General features: G+C 69.1%; 11 protein-coding genes. 3 read left to right on the top strand and 8 right to left on the bottom strand.

Annotated features, from left to right (window positions below; translation table 11 throughout):
* Positions 1–119: 119 nt before the first annotated feature.
* Both Q344_RS0105600 and trkA read right to left on the bottom strand, forming a co-directional pair.
* On the bottom strand, positions 120–1640 hold the full coding sequence (locus tag Q344_RS0105600) for a TrkH family potassium uptake protein (protein WP_028285824.1): 1521 nt from the start codon (positions 1638–1640) through the stop codon (positions 120–122).
* A 4-nt stretch (positions 1641–1644) separates the two neighbouring features.
* Positions 1645–3021, bottom strand: a complete 1377-nt coding sequence (trkA, locus tag Q344_RS0105605; protein WP_028285825.1) for a Trk system potassium transporter TrkA — start codon at positions 3019–3021, stop codon at positions 1645–1647.
* Between the two features lie 146 nt (positions 3022–3167).
* Between trkA and Q344_RS25000 the strand changes: the two genes are divergently transcribed.
* Entirely contained in the window at positions 3168–3647 is a 480-nt protein-coding gene (locus Q344_RS25000; protein ID WP_051630300.1) for a hypothetical protein, read from the top strand.
* An 888-nt stretch (positions 3648–4535) separates the two neighbouring features.
* On the opposite strand, the gene Q344_RS0105625 is transcribed toward Q344_RS25000, so the two are convergent.
* Positions 4536–5753, bottom strand: a complete 1218-nt coding sequence (locus Q344_RS0105625) for a DUF2254 domain-containing protein (protein WP_028285828.1) — start codon at positions 5751–5753, stop codon at positions 4536–4538.
* A gap of 161 nt (positions 5754–5914) precedes the next feature.
* Here Q344_RS0105625 and Q344_RS0105630 point away from each other — a divergent pair, with 161 nt between their 5' ends.
* Positions 5915–8323, top strand: a complete 2409-nt coding sequence (locus tag Q344_RS0105630; protein WP_028285829.1) for a GcvT family protein — start codon at positions 5915–5917, stop codon at positions 8321–8323.
* A gap of 137 nt (positions 8324–8460) precedes the next feature.
* Here the strand turns inward: Q344_RS0105630 and Q344_RS0105635 are convergent, their stop codons facing one another.
* The 3 genes from Q344_RS0105635 to recA all read right to left on the bottom strand — a co-directional run bounded on the left by Q344_RS0105635 (position 8461) and on the right by recA (position 12624).
* Complete coding sequence (locus Q344_RS0105635; protein WP_028285830.1) at positions 8461–8748, bottom strand: DUF1330 domain-containing protein; 288 nt, start codon at positions 8746–8748, stop codon at positions 8461–8463.
* A gap of 1 nt (position 8749) precedes the next feature.
* Positions 8750–11410, bottom strand: a complete 2661-nt coding sequence (gene alaS, locus Q344_RS0105640; RefSeq protein ID WP_028285831.1) for an alanine--tRNA ligase — start codon at positions 11408–11410, stop codon at positions 8750–8752.
* 146 nt (positions 11411–11556) lie between these two features.
* On the bottom strand, positions 11557–12624 hold the full coding sequence (gene recA, locus Q344_RS0105645; protein ID WP_028285832.1) for a recombinase RecA: 1068 nt from the start codon (positions 12622–12624) through the stop codon (positions 11557–11559).
* 201 nt (positions 12625–12825) lie between these two features.
* Between recA and Q344_RS0105650 the strand changes: the two genes are divergently transcribed.
* Entirely contained in the window at positions 12826–13419 is a 594-nt protein-coding gene (locus Q344_RS0105650) for a hypothetical protein (RefSeq protein WP_028285833.1), read from the top strand.
* A 2-nt stretch (positions 13420–13421) separates the two neighbouring features.
* On the opposite strand, the gene Q344_RS0105655 is transcribed toward Q344_RS0105650, so the two are convergent.
* Positions 13422–15734 carry a hybrid sensor histidine kinase/response regulator gene (locus tag Q344_RS0105655; RefSeq protein WP_229669137.1) on the bottom strand — a complete coding sequence of 771 codons (2313 nt, stop codon included), beginning with the start codon at positions 15732–15734 and terminating at the stop codon, positions 13422–13424.
* 121 nt (positions 15735–15855) lie between these two features.
* Entirely contained in the window at positions 15856–17019 is a 1164-nt protein-coding gene (locus Q344_RS0105660) for an RsmB/NOP family class I SAM-dependent RNA methyltransferase (RefSeq protein ID WP_028285835.1), read from the bottom strand.
* Position 17020 lies beyond the last annotated feature (1 nt).

Here is a 17020-nt window from a genome sequence, read left to right on the forward strand (position 1 = left end):
CTTTATTCTTGCTCTTGCCGTGTGACGGCGGTCCCTCGTACGGTCAAGTATGAATCGGCGCGCGGCGACTTTCCAGCAGAAATCCCGCCGCTTGATGAATGCGTCCTGCTTTTTTCGACTCAGTCCCGCCAGAGATCCGGGTTGAGCAGCGCGATGATCGCGACCAGTTCCAGACGCCCCAGCACCATCACCGCGCAGAACACCCCCTTCGAGGCCGCGCTGATCGAGGCGAGGTCGATCGGCGTCTCGGCCCCGATCCGCACCAGCGGCCCCGTGGTGGTGAGCGCCGAGATGCTCATGACCATGGAATTCTCGAAGCTCGATCCGAGCAGCGCGAAGAGCGCCGTCGCCGCGGCCAGCGTCATGGCGAAGAGCATGAAGAAGATCCACGCCTGAAACGCCCCGTGGCGCCGCATCCGCCGGTTGATCGACCCGGCCCCGCTGATCGAATGCGGGTGCACCAGCCGCTCGAGCTCGCGCACCCCGGCGAGATAGAGCGCGAAGACCCGGAGCAGCTTCACCCCGCCCGCCGTGGTCGCGACGCCGCCGCCCACCATGGCGAGGCCCAGCAGGATCAGCCCGGGCGTGCCGAGGCCCGACCAGTAGCGCGCGGTTTCCCATTCCGCGCTCTCGAACCCGGTGGTGGTGAGGAAGGACAGCACGGTAAAGAACCCGCCCCAGAGCGCCAGAAGCGCCAGCCTGAGACCCTCGGTCACGTCGCCCTCGAAGGCGGCGACCCAGTGGCGCACGAACATCAGCACCGGGACCGAGGCCACCAGCGCGAGGCCCATCCGGAACTCGGGGTCGCGCCAGATCGCCTGCCGGGCGACGGTCGTGTCGGTGGCGAAGGTCATCCGCGACAGCGCGAAGAAGAGGAACAGGAAGATCACCATCTCGCCGCCGATCCCCGAGGCCGCATTCTGCACCCCGCCGACCGGAGAGATGCCGCTCGTCGACATGGTGGACATCGCGTGGCAGAAGGCCGTCAGGGGGCGGTCGCCGCCGATCAGCAGGAACATCCAGAGCGCGCCCGTCAGGCCCACGTAGATCGGCGTCAGCCGGAAGGCGATCGCCATCGCCCTGCGCACCACGCCCGCCCGTTCGAACCGGTCGAGCCGGGTGCGGGCGTCGCGTTCGGAGACGGCCGAGGTCACCTCGAACCCGCCGAGCGACAGGGGCGCCAGCACCGCGGCTGCGGCGATCCAGATCACCAGACCGCCCATCCACGCGACCTGTGCCCGCCAGAGGTGCAGCGTGTCCGAGAGCTGTTCGGTCGGATAGAGCGTCGCGCCGGTGGTCGTGAAGCTCGAGACCATCTCGAAATAGGCGTCGAGGAAGCTGGTCTCGGGGATCGCCTCGTGGAACGGGATGGCAAGCGCCAGCGGCAGCAGCACGAAGGCCGCGAGCAGCGCCTGCAGCGCGCCCAGATCCTCCTTGTGGTGGCGCCGCTTGCGGTTGCCGCCACGGGCCACGGCCACCAGCACGGTCAGGAACAGCGCCAGCAGGCCGGTATAGAAGAAGGGCCGCGCCACCGCGTGGTTGTTCTGCGCGAGCGCATGGCCCGCGGGCAGCATCATCGACAGCGCCATCACGCCGGACAGCAGCAGGAAGATCGGCTGGTCTTTGAGACGCTGGCGCATGGGCTCAGAAATAGTCGATCGACACCTGCAGCAGGCGCTCGACCTCCGGTACATCGGCGGCAAGGGCGAAGATGACGATCACGTCGCCCTCCTCGATCCGGGTGGAGCCCGTGGGCTTGACCACCTTCTCGCCCTTCAGGATCGCGCCGATCAGCACGCCCTCGGGGAAATCGGTGTCGCGGATCGAGCGGCCCGAGATCGGCGAGGTCGACAGGACCTCGGCCTCGATCACCTCGGCCTCGGCGTCGCCGATGGAATAGACGCCGCGGACCCGGCCGTGGCGGATGTGGCGCAGGATCGAGCTGACCGTGGTCGAGCGCGGGTTGATGTAGGCGTCGATCCCGAGCGGACCGAGCAGCGGCGTCAGCGTTGGGTCGTTGATCAGCGCGATGGCCATCGGGCAGCCCTGGCTCTTGGCGCGCACGCTCGCCAGCAGGTTGGTCTTGTCGTCGTCGGTGACCGCGAGGATCGCGTCGGCCCGGCCGACCCCCGCCTCGGCCAGCAGCGCGGAATCGAGCCCGTCGCCGTTCAGCACGATGGTGCGTTCGAGCGCATCCGCGGCGCGTTCGGCGTTGCCGCGGTCCTTCTCGATCACCTTCGCGCGGATCCGGCGCGCCTTTTCCTCGAGCGCCTTGGCCACCGCCAGCCCGACGTTCCCGCCGCCCACGATCACCACCCGCTCCTGGCGCTTGGAGGACTTGCCGAAGACCTCGAGCGTGCGGGGCACGTCGCCGGTTTCGACGAAGACGTAGCAGGCATCGCCCGGAAAGAGCTGGTCGTCCGGCTCGGGCGCGAAGAGCCGGCCGTCGCGTCGGATGCCGACGACGACGGCGCGGAGCGTCGAGAAGAGATCGGTGAGCTGCCGCAGCGGCGTGTTCACCACCGGGCAATCCTCGTCGATCGTCAGGCCGAGAAGCTGGGCGCGCCCGTTCAGGAAGCTCTCGGTATCGAAGGCGGCGGGCGCGGAGAGGCGCTGGAGCGCCGCTTCGGCCACCTCGCGTTCCGGGCTGATCACCACGTCGATCGGCATGTGGTCGCGCCGGTAGAGGTCGGAATAGATCGCGTCGAGATAGGACTTGGCGCGCAGCCGCGCGATCTTGCGCGGGATCGAGAAGACCGAGTGGGCGACCTGGCAGGTCACCATGTTGACCTCGTCCGAATGGGTCGCCGCGATGATCATGTCGGCATCGCGCGCGCCCGCCCGCTCGAGGATGTCGGGATAGGAGGCGAAGCCCGCGATGCCCTGCACGTCGAGCGTGTCGGTCGCCCGCGCCACCAGATCGGGGTTGTTGTCGACGACGGTTACGTCGTTGTTTTCACCGGAAAGATGCCGGGCGATCTGCCAACCGACCTGGCCTGCGCCGCAGATGATGACTTTCATCAGCCGTCCTGTGGATGCCTCGCGAGCCGGGCCGCCGCATTGGGGACGCGGCCCATGAGACACCGTGCATGACAGATGGTCCGGTGGCGGTCAATTCATTTGTCACGCGGCGCCGGCGTGCCATATCTGGGGGGATGGAGGGACCAATGCACATGCGACTCAAGGCGGCTGCCGCCCTCGCCCTGCTCATCGCGGGCTGTTCGGAAACGATCTATTATCAGGCCGGCGCGACCACCGCCTCCGCCCGCGCCGACGAGGTCGCCTGCGGCCGCATCGCCCTCGCCCAGGCCCCGGTGGCGCGCGAGCGCGAGATCATCCCGGGCGAATACGTCCCCGGACCCGTGATCTGCGACGCGAACAACAATTGCCGCAGGACCCCGGGCCGGCGTCTGCCGCCGCGGGTGATCGTGCGCGACGTGAACGAGGAGCTGCGGCGGCTGATCGGGCGCCAGTGCATGGCCGAACGCGGCTATGAGCGGGTGAGCCTGCCCTATTGCTCGGAGGCGGTCGCGGCGCAGGTGACGCCCGCGGTGACCCGCAGGATGCCCGCGCTCACGACCGGGCGGGCCTGCATCATCAAGCGCGGCGTGGACAGCTACCAGATCGTGCAGCTGAGCGGGGGCTGATCCAGCGGCGCGCCGCTCCGCGGCGCAAGCGATTTTCGGTGTCGGAGGGGGGCTTTGCCCCCCCCTTCCGCGGCCCTGGGCCGCGGAATTCACCCCCCAGGATATTTTCGGCAAGAGGAAGACCGCAAGCGGGTCAGGCCCGGAGATGGGTCGAAGGGCGGCGCGTGGGGGATGCGGGCCGCCTGCGTGCGGCCGGGGATCATGACCTCCACCCTGTCACCGCGGGCGGCGGTCTTCACGAAGGCCAGGGCGAGGGGTGTTTCGACCTGTCAGACATGGGTGCCGGAGGTGACGCGGCCGCTGCCCTTTCCGTCCCGGAAGATCGGCGCGCCTCGGGTGGCGTCGGCCGTGTCGGGCGCGACCGGGAGGAGGACGCGGCGTTCCCGGGGGGGCGTTCCGCATGACAGGGGCGGCGTCGCGGTCGAGGAAGAGCTTGTCGAGCCTCACGAGACGGGCGAGCCCGCCCTCCTGTGGGCGGTATTCCGGCGCATAGTCGCGGGACCGGGAGCCGGCGCGCGTCTCGGGGCGGAGCGACATGAGGGTGTGGCTGCCGCCTTCGGGTTCGTACATGGCGGTCGGCCTCGTCCCGGGTGATTTCGTCGAAGTTCATGCCGTGGAGCTTCGCCTTCGCGGCCTGGAGCCTGAGATGGGGCGCGCGGGTCCCGGTTTGCGCGAGGGAGAGCGCGCCCGGCTGGAACACCCCGCGGCCCTGCCCCGTCCCGGCCTCGCGCGCGCGGCAGAGCTGCATTGTCCGATGCGGGATCCGGCCCGATGACCTCGCCGCCGATCGTGACCGCCTGGCGCTCGGAGGTCAGGGCCACCCTCGCGCGGAACGGCCCCGGACGGATGGCCCGGGGCCGACACGCAGCGGTCAATGAGCGCCCGGTCTCAGTCGTGCAGCACACGCTTGATGTCGTTCACGTCCATGCCCTCCTGGGCGATCGCCTCGGCCTCGGCGCGGATGCGGAGCGCCGCGGCGGAGAGCGCCGGATCCGGATGCCCGGCGATCGCGGCCAGGGAGCGGCGCAGCGCCCGGTGCACCTCGTAGAACCCCGCGCTGTCGCGGGCCAACGGCACGAAGGTGCGCTCGAGGCATTCGCCCACGTCGAACGGTTCGACGAAGATCCGGTCGTAGCGCAGCTCCTCCCCGCCATGGACCTCTCCGAAGGACAGGATGATCCGCGACATCCGGCCGATCACGTCGATGCAGGTGCCGGGGTCGTTGATCCCGGGAGACATCGCGCGGCTGCCGATCTCGGAGAGACAGAGCAGCCCGAATTCCGGATCCTGCGCGTAATTCCTGAGCGACCCGATGGAGATGTTGTTGCGGATCCTGCCCGCCAGGTCCTCGTCGTCGCTGTCGGTCACGGCAAGAACCTCGCCCCGGTGGATGAAGTCGCCGACATGCTGCGTGATCCAGATGCGGGCATCGGCCTCTTCCGCCGCCTTCTGCAGCCGGTCCTGGTAGATCTGCTGAAGATAGCCGCTGTCATCGGCCACGACCCGGGTCCCGCCGCGCGGCACATCCGCCAGCGGCTCCGCCCCGAGAGTGGGCCAGCCGGCGCGCAGCCGCCAGGCCTCGGTCGTGCGCTGCTCGATCCGCCCGCCGGTCTCGATCAGCGAGCCGAACATCTCCAGGTGGCTGATCCAGCGGATGATCGCGGCGACGACCAGCAGCGCGACGAGGATCGTCATGCCGAAGAGGACCAGCAGCTCCTCGCCGGCGAAGACCTCGGTCTCGCGCAGGATGATGGCGACGAGGGCATAGACATAGGCCCCCATGAAGGTCGCGAGAACGTTGTGCGTCGTGGTGTCCTGCAGCAGGATCTGATGCGCGCGCGGCGTCCAGAGGCTCGAGACCGAGCGGTGCGTCGCGGCCATGACGGTCAGCGAGAAGGTCGTCACCGTCAGCATCGAGGTCGCGAGGATCTGCAGGATGCTGTCCACCGCCTCGGCGCCGACCTTGTAGCTGATCCCGTCCGGGATGAACGCGCTGAAGACCTTGGCGAGCGCGATCGCCAGCACCGCCAGCATGGCGATGAGAAGCACCCGCACCACGAGGATGCGGGAGAAATCGTGAAGCTTGCGGAGCAGCGTCGGGATCATGAGCGGTCCATTCCTTGCGGGTCATCAACCACATAGCAGATTGCCTCTCCCGGTCCACTGCGGCGCGGCGCGTTCCATCGGCGACATCTCCTGTCGCATTCCGGCTGGCATCCGCGCCCCGCAGACGACAGGCTGACGGCGATGACATGAGGGAGCGCGCCATGAAAACCACCACCCGCGTCGCGGTCATCGGCGGCGGCGTCGTCGGCTGTTCGGTTCTCTACCACCTGACCAGGCTCGGCTGGTCGGACGTGATGCTGCTGGAGCGCTCCGAGCTGACGAGCGGCTCCACCTGGCACGCGGCGGGCGGGTTTCACACGCTCAACGGCGACACCAACATGGCGGCGCTGCAGGGCTACACGATCCGGCTCTACAAGGAGCTGGAGGAGATCACCGGCATGTCCTGCGGGCTGCACCACGTGGGCGGCGTGACGCTCGCGGACACGCAGGACCGCTTCGACATGATGCTGGCGGAGCGGGCGAAGCACCGGCACATGGGGCTCGACACCCGGATCGTCACCCCCGAGGAGATCCGCGAGATCGCGCCCGTGACCAACATCGCGGGCCTCATCGGCGGGCTCTACGACCCTCTCGACGGCCATCTCGACCCGTCGGGGACCACCCATGCCTACGCGAAGGCCGCCCGGATGCAGGGCGCCACGATCGAGACGCAGTGCATGGTGCGGGAGACGAACCCGCGCCCCGACGGCACCTGGGACGTCGTCACCGACAAGGGCACGATCCATGCCGAGCACGTGGTGAACGCGGCCGGTCTCTGGGCCCGGGAGGTGGCGGCGATGGCGGGCGTCTACCTGCCGCTCCACCCGATGGAGCACCATTACATCGTCACCGACGACATCCCGGCGATCCACGAGCGCGCGACCGAGCATCCCCACGTGATGGACCCCGCCGGCGAAAGCTACCTGAGGCAGGAGGGCCGCGGCCTCTGCATCGGCTTCTACGAGCAGCGGGCGAAGCCCTGGGCCGTCGACGGCACGCCCTGGGATTTCGGGCACGAGCTGCTGCCCGACGACCTCGACAAGATCTCCGACTCGATCGAATTCGCCTACCGCCGCTTCCCCGTGCTCGCCGAGGCGGGCGTGAAGACCGTCATCCACGGCCCCTTCACCTTCGCCCCCGACGGCAATCCGCTGGTCGGCCCGGTCCCGGGGCTCCGGAACTACTGGTCCGCCTGCGCCGTCATGGCAGGCTTCTCCCAGGGCGGCGGCGTCGGCTTGATGCTGGCGCAGTGGATGACGCAGGGCGAATGCGAGCGCGACACGGCGAGTTTCGACGTCGCCCGCTTCGGCACCTGGACCACGCCGGGCTACACGAGGCCCAAGGTCATCGAAAATTACCAGACCCGCTTCTCGGTCGCCTATCCGAACGAGGAGAAGCCCGCCGCGCGGCCCTTCCGCACCACGCCGATGTACGACATCCTCGATGCCCTGGGCGCGGTCTGGGGCCAGCAATACGGGCTCGAGGTGCCGAATTACTTCGCGACCGGCGACGAGCCGCGCTACGAGACGCCCTCGTTCCGGCGCTCGAACGCGCATCAAGCCACCGCGCGCGAGGTTCGCGCCGTCCGCGAGGCCGTCGGCATCAACGAGATCCAGAACTTCGGGAAATACCTCGTGACCGGCCCCCGGGCGCGGGACTGGCTCGACCGCATCATGGCGGGACGAATCCCGAAACCGGGCCGCATCTCCCTCACCCCGATGCTGTCGGAGGCGGGCCGCATCATCGGCGATTTCACCGTGACCTGCCTCGGCGACGAGCTCTTCCGCCTCACCGCCAGCTACGCCGCCCAAGCCTACCACATGCGCTGGTTCGAAGAGCACCTCGAGGACGGCGTCACGCTCACCAACATCTCGGATCTCTCGACCGGCTTCCAGATCGCGGGCCCCAGGGCGCGCGAGGTCCTCGCCGCCTGCACCCGCGACGAGGTCGCCGCGATGCGCTTCCTCGACGCCCGCCGCATGACCATCGGCATGGCGGAGTGCATCGTCCAGCGCGTCAGCTACACCGGCGATCTCGGCTACGAGATCTACTGCGACGCGATGAGCCAGCGCAGCCTCTGGAACACGCTCTGGCAGGCCGGGCAGCCGCACGGCATGAAACCCTTCGGCATGCGCGCGATGATGTCGCTCCGGCTCGACCGGCTCTTCGGCTCCTGGCTCCGGGAATATTCCCCCGATTACACCCCGGCCGAGACCGGGCTCGACCGCTTCATCCACTGGCACAAGCCCGCCCCCTTCATCGGCCGCGCCGCCGCCGAGGCCGCACGCGACCAGGGCCCCGCCCGCCGCCTTGCCGCCTTCGAGGTCGCGGCGACCGACACCGACGTGCACGGCTACGAACCGATCTGGCGCGATGGCGCGGTCGTCGGCTTCTGCACTTCCGGCGGCTATTCCCACCACCTCGGCACATCCATCGCCTTCGGCTTCGTCCCGACGGCGGCCGACATCCCTGGCCTCGAGGTCGAGATCGAGATCCTCGGCGAGCGCCGCCCCGCCCGCCGCATCGACACCCCGCCCTGGGACCCGGACGGCATCCGCCTCCGCGGCTGACGCAGGGCCCGCTTTCCTCTGGTCACGTATCCTGGGGGGTGAATTTCGCGTCCGCCCGGACGCGAAAGAGGGGGGCAAAGCCCCCCTCGAACCGGATCAGATCGCGTGCGCGGGCCAGGGGCCCGCGCTCCGCCGGATCACTCGGTCGTCTCGACGATCACCAGCTCCCGCTCGGAGGCACCCTTCGCATGGCTGAGCGCCTCCTGGTACTCGGGCGAATGGTAGCAGGCCTCGGCCGCCTCGACGCTCGGGAACTTCGCGACGACATTCCGCGGCCGGTCCTTCCCCTCGAGCTGCACGTAACGCGCTGCGCGGGCGATGAAATACCCGCCGTGCTTGTCGATCGCGGGACCGGCGAGCCTGGCGTAACGGCCATAGGCCTCCTCGTCGGTCACGCTGACATGGGCAATCCAGAGTGCGGGCATCTCAACCTCCGATCACGGCCTTGGCCGCGTTGATGGCCGCATCGGCATTGGCGGCGTCGCGCCCCCCGCCCTGCGCCATGTCCGGGCGGCCGCCGCCGCCCTTGCCGCCGAGCTCGGGCACCGCCGCGCGGACCAGATCCACCGCCGAGAGCGTCGCCGTCAGGTCGGGCGTCACGCCCGCGGCCACCGCCGCCTTGCCGTCCGTATCCGCGATCAGCAGCACCGCGCCCGAGCCGATCCGCGCCTTCATCTCGTCGATGAGCGCGGGCAGGTCCTTGCCCGAGACCCCGGAGAGAACCTGCGCGAGGAACTTCACGCCGTTCACCTCCTCGGCCTCGGGCGCCTTGGCACCCTGCCCGCTGCCGCCCGCCATCGCCAGTTCGCGGCGAAGTTGCGCGACCTCGTTCGCGAGCGCCCGGCGTTCGTCGACCAGCGCCTTCACCCGGTCCACGACACCCGCGCCGCCGACCTTCAAAAGCCCCTCGATCTCCGCCAGCGCCACGTCGCGCCCCCTGAGTTCCGAGAGCGCCGCCTGGCCCGTCAGCGCCTCGATCCGGCGGACGCCGGCCGACGACGCCGTCTCTGAGGTCAGGGCGAAGGCCCCGATATCCCCGGTCCGGGCGACGTGCGTGCCGCCGCAAAGCTCGATCGAATAGGTGTCGCCGCCCTGCCCCTTGCCGGTCTGGGCCTTGCCCATCGACACGACACGGACCTCGTCGCCGTATTTCTCGCCGAAGAGCGCCTGCGCGCCCAACCCTCGGGCGTCGTCGGGGGTCATGATCCGGGTCTCGACGGCGGTGTTCTGGCGGATGAAGCGGTTCACGTCCTCTTCGATCCGCGCGATTTCCTCCCGGCTCAGCGCCTTGCCGTGGCTGAAATCGAACCGCAGCCGGTCCGGCGCGTTCAGCGAGCCGCGCTGCGCCACGTGATCGCCGAGCGCCTCGCGCAGCGCCTCGTGCAGCAGGTGCGTGGCCGAGTGGTTGGCCCGGATCAGCGAGCGGCGGTCGTGATCGACCGTCAGCCGTGCGGCCTGCCCGCGGGAGAGCGTGCCCTCCTCGACCTCGGCGAAGTGGATGAACACGCCTGCGGCCTTCTTCGTGTCGGTGACGCGCGCGCGCCCCGTCTCGGTCTCGATCACGCCGGTATCGCCGACCTGGCCGCCGGCCTCGCCGTAGAACGGCGTCTGGTTCACCACGATCTGGAACGCCTCGCCCGGGCCCTGGCTGTCGGCCTCGGACCCGTCCTTCACCAGCGCGAGGATCTGCCCCTCGGCGGCTTCGGTGTCGTAGCCCAGGAACTCCGTCGCGCCGTGCTTCTCGGCCAGGTCGTACCAGATGGTGCTGTCGGCGGCCTCGCCCGACCCTGCCCAGGCAGCGCGCGCCTTGGCCTTCTGCTCGGCCATGGCGGCGTCGAAGCCCTCGGTGTCGACCGCCCGGCCCTGTTCGCGCAGCGCATCCTGCGTCAGGTCCAGCGGGAAGCCGTAGGTGTCATAGAGCTTGAAGGCCGCAGCCCCCGGCAGGTCGCCCCCCTCGGGGAGCTTGCCCAGTTCCTCGTCGAGCAGCTTCAGCCCGCGGTCGAGGGTCTGGCGGAAGCGGGTCTCCTCCAGCTTCAGCGTCTCCTCGATCATCGGCTGCGCCTGGCGCAGCTCCGGGTAGGCCTCGCCCATCTGGCGGACCAGCTCCGGCACCAGCCGGTGCATCAGCGGATCCTGCGCGCCCAGAAGATGCGCGTGGCGCATCGCGCGGCGCATGATCCGGCGCAGCACGTAGCCGCGCCCGTCGTTCGAGGGCATCACCCCGTCGGCGATCAGGAACGACGTCGAGCGCAGGTGATCCGCGATCACCCGGTGGTGGGTCTTGCCCGGCCCGTCCGGATCGGACGAGGTCGCATGGGCCGAGGCCTCGATCAGCGCCCGCATCAGGTCGGTCGCGTAATTGTCGTTGGTGCCCTGCAGCAGCGCCGCGACCCGTTCGATCCCCATGCCGGTGTCGATCGACTGCATGTCGAGCGCCCGCATCGAGCCGTCCTCGAACTGCTCGTTCTGCATGAAGACGACGTTCCAGATCTCGATGAACCGGTCCCCGTCCTCCTCGGGGCTTCCCGGAGGGCCGCCCCAGAACTTCTCGCCATGGTCGAAGAAGATCTCGGTGCAGGGGCCGCAGGGGCCGGTCGGACCCATCTGCCAGAAGTTGTCCGAGGTCGCGATGCGGATGATCCGGTCCTCGGGCACGCCGATCTTGCGCCAGATCTCGAAGGCCTCGTCATCCGTGTGATAGACCGTGGTGTAGAGCCGGTCCTTCGGGATGCCGAACTCCTTCGTCACCAGCTCCCATGCAAAGGGGATCGCTTCGGATTTGAAGTAATCGCCGAAGCTGAAATTCCCCAGCATTTCGAAGAAGGTATGGTGCCGCGCGGTGTAGCCGACATTGTCGAGGTCATTGTGCTTGCCGCCCGCCCGCACGCATTTCTGCGCCGAGGTCGCCCGGACGTAATCGCGCTTCTCCACCCCGGTGAAGCAGTTCTTGAACTGCACCATGCCGGAATTGGTGAACATCAGCGTCGGGTCGTTCCGGGGGACCAGCGGGCTGGATGGCACGACCGTGTGGCCCTGCTTTTCGAAGTAGCTCAGGAAGGTCGAACGGATGTCGTTCAGCGTCTGCATATCGGGCCCCTGCACTCGCGGCGTAGCTTTGGCCCGATGTAGCGACGCGGGGGCGCGGTGTCCACAGCCAGTGGCGGCCCGCCGAAATGCGAAAAAGGCGGCCCCGGGGCCGCCCTTTCCTGTCCGTCACGGCCCGGGCGGAGGCGTCACTCGTCGACGACGGCGCCGTCCTCTTCGGAGCCGTTGAAGTCGAGCCCGTGGCTGGCGCGGATCTTGTCCTCGATCTCCATCGCCATGGCGGAATTCTCGCGCAGGAAGGTCTTCGCGTTCTCGCGCCCCTGCCCGATCCGCTCGTCGCCGTAGGAGAACCACGACCCCGACTTGTCGACCACGCCGGCCTTGACCCCGAGATCGAGCAACTCGCCCATCTTGGAGATCCCCTCGCCGTACATGATGTCGAACTCGACCTGCTTGAAGGGCGGTGCGACCTTGTTCTTCACCACCTTCACGCGGGTCGTGTTGCCGACCACCTCGTCGCGGTCCTTGATCGACCCGATGCGGCGGATGTCGAGCCGGACGGAGGAGTAGAACTTCAGCGCGTTGCCGCCCGTCGTGGTCTCGGGCGAGCCGAACATGACGCCGATCTTCATCCGGATCTGGTTGATGAAGATGACCATGCAGTTCGACCGCGCGATCGAGCCGGTCAGCTTGCGCATCGCCTGGGACATCAGGCGGGCATGCACGCCGACCGAGCTGTCGCCCATGTCGCCCTCGAGCTCGCTCTTCGGCGTCAGCGCCGCGACCGAGTCGACCACGACCATCGAGACCGCACCCGAGCGCACCAGCGTGTCGGTGATCTCGAGCGCCTGCTCGCCGGTGTCGGGCTGGGAGATCAGCAGCTCGTCCAGATCGACGCCCAGCTTGCGGGCATAGAGCGGGTCGAGCGCGTGTTCCGCGTCGACGAAGGCGCAGACGCCACCCTTCTTCTGCTCCTCGGCCACGCAATGCAGCGTCAGCGTCGTCTTGCCCGAGCTTTCCGGGCCGTAGATCTCGATGATGCGGCCCTTCGGGAGCCCGCCGATGCCGAGAGCGATATCAAGGCCCAGCGAGCCGGTCGAGGTCGACTCGATATCCTTGATCGGGTTGTCCCCGCCCAGCTTCATGATCGAGCCCTTGCCGAACTGCCGCTCGATCTGGGCCAGCGCCGAATCCAGCGCCTTCTGCTTGTTGGGGTCGCGTTTGCTGTCCATAGAAAGAAGGTCTGCCGTTGCCATGTTTGACTTCCTTGTTTCACACCCGATGCCGACAGGCAATCGCACGGGCTTTCTGCCGATGTTCGCCTCTTGTTCCGGAACATTTAGGACCAAAAAGAGAACATTACAATAATTTTCTTCCCAAGCGCAGTGTTGACGAACAGGGTTAAGGAGTAGTTTACGTATCCCTGCAACGCGCCTGCGACGGGGGATGCAGCGAAAATGCTCGTGTTTTCAAAGGCCCGGCTGGTCATTCTCTCGGTGCCCAAGACCGGGACGACGGCGATCGAATCCGCCCTCGGGCCGCGCGCCGATATCTGGGTGCAGAATCCGCCCGAGCTGAAACATGCGCCCGTCTTCCGCTACAACCGGTTCTTTCGGCCGATGCTCGAGAAATTCGTGGCCCCCGATCTCGAGGTGATTGCCGTCATGCGCGAACCGGTCTCGTGGCTGGGCTCGTGGTGGCGGTATCGCCAGCGGGCCGAGCTGGACGGGCGCGCGAATTCCACCGCGGGGATCGGGTTCGACGCCTTCGTCGACGCCTATTGCCGGGGCGAGCGGCCCGCCTTCGCCGATGTCGGCAGCCAGTCGAAGTTCCTCGAGCCGGCAGGCAACGGCACCCGCGTCACGCGCCTCTTCCGCTACGAGGACCAGGGGGCGCTGCTGGACTTTCTCGAACAGCGCCTCGGGACCGGCATCGCGCTCGGGCGCGAGAACGTCTCGCCGGCGATGGAGGTTCGTCTCTCTCCGGAGGTCGAAGAGAAATACCGCCGGAAATGCGCGGCGGAGTTCGACCTCTACGCCTCGATTCCCTGAGCTCAGTGCATCTGGCGCCGGACCGTGTCGGTGAGCTCGGTCAGCGAGAAGGGTTTGGGCAGGAAGACGGAGTTCGGGATGCCCGCCTGGCCCTCCGCAAATGCCTCCTCGGCATAGCCTGAGACGAAGACGACGCCCGTATCGGGGCGGGTCTCGAGCGCCTTGCGCACCCAGCTCGGCCCGTCCATGCCGGGCATGATCACGTCGGTGACGAAGATGTCGACCTTGAGCTCTGCGTCCTCCAGCGTCTGCAGCGCGGCCTCGGCGCTCTCGGCCTCTAGCACCGTGTAGCCGCGCATGCGCAGCGCCTGGCTGGCGAAGGCGCGGACCGGCGCCTCGTCCTCCACCAGCAGCACGACGCCCTGCGCGAAATGGCCCTTCGCGCGGTCCGACGGGGCGGGCGCGGGCGCCGGGGCGGCAGGGCGCGGCAGTTCGAGCACCGGGAAGAGCAGCGTGAAGCAGCTGCCCTTGTCGACCTCGCTGTCGACGAAGATGTAGCCGCCGGTCTGCTTGACGATGCCGTAGGCGGTGGACAGGCCGAGGCCTGTCCCCTCCCCGACCCGCTTGGTGGTGAAGAAGGGCTCGAAGACCTTCGGCAGCTTGTCGGCCGAGATCCCCTTGCCGGTGTCGATCACCTTGACCGAGACATATTCGCCGGCCGGCACCTCGGCCCGGTCGCGGCGGAGCGCCTCGCTCAGGCGCAGGGTCTCGGTCTCGACCCGGATCTCGCCGCCCTCGGGCATCGCGTCGCGGGCGTTGACGACGAGGTTCATGATCACCTGTTCCAGCTGCCGCTTGTCGGCCCGGATCGGGCGCAGCAGCGGGTCGTGACTGACGCTGAGCGTGGTCTTCTCGCCCACGAGGCGGTTCAGCAGATGGGTGAGATCGCTCAGCGTGTCGCGCAGGTCGAGCTCCTCGGGGCGCAGGGTCTGCTTGCGCGAGAAGGCCAGAAGCTGCCCCACGAGCGAGGCGGCGCGGTTGGCGTTCTGGTTGATCTGGATGAGTTCGGAATAATCCGGATCGCCGGGATCGTGCCGCAGCAAAAGCAGGTCGCAATGACCCGAGATCGCCGTGAGCAGGTTGTTGAAATCATGCGCCACGCCCCCCGCGAGCTGGCCGATGGCCTGCATCTTCTGGCTCTGGACGAACTGCGCCTCGAGCGTCTTGAGCTCGGTCGCGTCGCTGAGCACCGCGAGCAGCCGCGGCGCGCCGTCGAGCATCGCCGTCTTCAGCGTCACCTGCACGAAGACCTCGCGGTCCGGCACGCCGAGGCGGAGGAATTCCGAATGCACCGGCTCCCGCCCGCTTGCGGCCTCGGCCAGCCAGTCGGCGACGGAGCGGCCGAGCCCCTCCAGCAGGGCCGAGAGCGGCGTGCCGGGATGGCATTCGGGCCCAAGCAGGTCCTGCGCGGGGGCGTTGGCCGAGTCGATCAGGCCGTCCTTGCCGAGAAGCAGCAGCGGCACCGGGAGCGTCTCGAGCAGCTGCGGGGCGTCCCTCGGCGCCTCGACCGCGGGCGCCGGGCTCTGTTCCGGCAGCAGCATCAGTTCGCGGCGGCCGCCGCGGTCCCCGATCTCGACCACGCGGACGGGCCTCCGCCCCTCGGCGGTGACCATCTCGTGAATCTCGCCGGGGCGCAGCGGGAGCGTGTCGAAGAGCGCGGCCAGCGCCTTGGGACGGTCCCCGACAAGCTGGCGCGCGGCCTGGTTCATGAAGAGGATCGAGTTCGACCGCCCGACGGTCAGCAGGGCGAAGTCGGTGCCCGGCGGGACGCCGCCCGGCGTGACGATCTCGACGAAGCGCCAGAGCAGCAGGTCGCCCTCGGTCCGGTGCGCGCTCAGCCGCGAGGGGCCGCGCGGGGTGACGATGTCCTCGTGCGCGGTGCCGGACACCTGCGCCCGGCTGGCCATGCGGCGGAAGACCCCGGCGGGATTCGCCATCAGCCCTTCGAACAGCGGCGTCAGCCCGCCCGGACCGCAAGGACCGAACCGGTCGACGGCGGCGGGGTTGCCATGCAGGACCTCCCCGTCGGTCGCGGTCACGAAACAGGGGGCCGGATCGTTGGCGACGACCGAGGCGACCGAGGCGACGGACATCCCGCTGAGAAGCCGGTGGCGGGCGAGCAGGATCCGCAGCGCGGCATAGGCGATCAGCACCGCAAGCGCCGCGGTGGCGAGCACCTGAACGGGCACCTCCCGGCGGAGGAGGACCGCCGCGGCCAGCAGCGTCACGGACACCACGGGCAGCACGGCGAGCGCCGGCGCAAGCGACAGCGAGAGCCGCGTCAGAGACTTGTCAGACCCCGTTGTCCCGGTCACGTCCATCGCCCCCCAGAATCCCTCTCCCCGAACCATCGCGACGCGCGCATTGGGCCGGAAAAGAATTAAGCGCCGATTAATCGGCCTTTCCGATGCCCGCCGAAGTATCGGCGGCGGCCGTTCAGCCGGTCAAGTGGGCGATGAAGAAGCCATCGCCGCCATCCTGCGGCCCGAAGCGGCGCTGGAAGGTGCAGCGCCAGTCGGGATGCGCGGCGAGAAAGGCCGCGACCCGGTCCTCGTTCTCCGCCCGCAGGAAGGAACAGGTGGCATAGGCCAGCGTGCCGCCCGGGGCCACGAGCGCGGCCGCCGCGTCGAGGATCCCGGTCTGCACATCCCCGAGCGCGGCGAGGCGGCCCGGCGTCAGCGCCCACTTGCCCTCGGGATCGCGCCGCCACGACCCGCTGCCGGAACAGGGCGCGTCGCACAGGACGAGGTCGTAGGGCGCGTGACGGGCGAGGCTGCCGGTGCCGAGCAGCTCGACCCTTACACCCGCGCGCCTCGCCCGCGCGGGCAGATCGGCCATCCGCCCCGGGTCGGCATCGTGGCAGTGGAAGGTGGCCTCTGCCCGGCCCGCCATCGCCAGCGTCTTGCCGCCGCCGCCACAGCAGTAATCGAGCACTTTCATCCCCTTGGAGATCGGAAGTGATGCGGTGACAGCCTGGCTGGCGCCGTCCTGCAGCTCCACGAGCCCGTCGCGATAGGCAGCGCTCTGGGCGACCTTCCGGGCACCCTCGGTGACGATCAGCGCGCCGTCCGCGATGGCGTGCGGCACTGCGGATATGCCATCCGAGGACAGCGCCGCAAGCGCCTGATCCTGCGTGGTTTTCCGGAAGTTCACCCGCAGGAACACGGGCGCGCGGTCGCGGAGCGCCAGCGCTGTCTCTTCCCATGCGGGGCCGAGCGCCTCCCCGAACGGCGCGACCAGCCAGTCCGGCAGGTCGCAGCGCTCACCGTCGCCGTCGGGCTCTCGCCACGCGGCGCGTTCGTCATCGCTCGGCGGCGCGGGCGCATGGCCCTGCCCGGTGAAGACCGCCTCCGGCGCCGTGCCCGCCTCGCGCAGCAGGCCGATCATCAGAGCGCGCCCGGTCTCGCCCCCGCCCCGGGCCGCGGCCGAGCGCTTCCGGCGCAGCGCGCCGTAGACGAGGTCGCGCACGGCGTTGCGGTCGCCGGATCCGGCGAAGCGGCTGGCGCGGGACCAGTTGAGGAGCGCGCGGGTGGCGGGCTGCCCGTCGAGGCAGGCGTCGAGCACCTCCGCGGCGGCGGCGATTCGGGCTTCGGGTGTCATG

The sequence above is a fragment of the Pseudooceanicola nanhaiensis DSM 18065 genome (assembly GCF_000688295.1).
GTDB classification, from domain to species: domain Bacteria; phylum Pseudomonadota; class Alphaproteobacteria; order Rhodobacterales; family Rhodobacteraceae; genus Pseudooceanicola; species Pseudooceanicola nanhaiensis.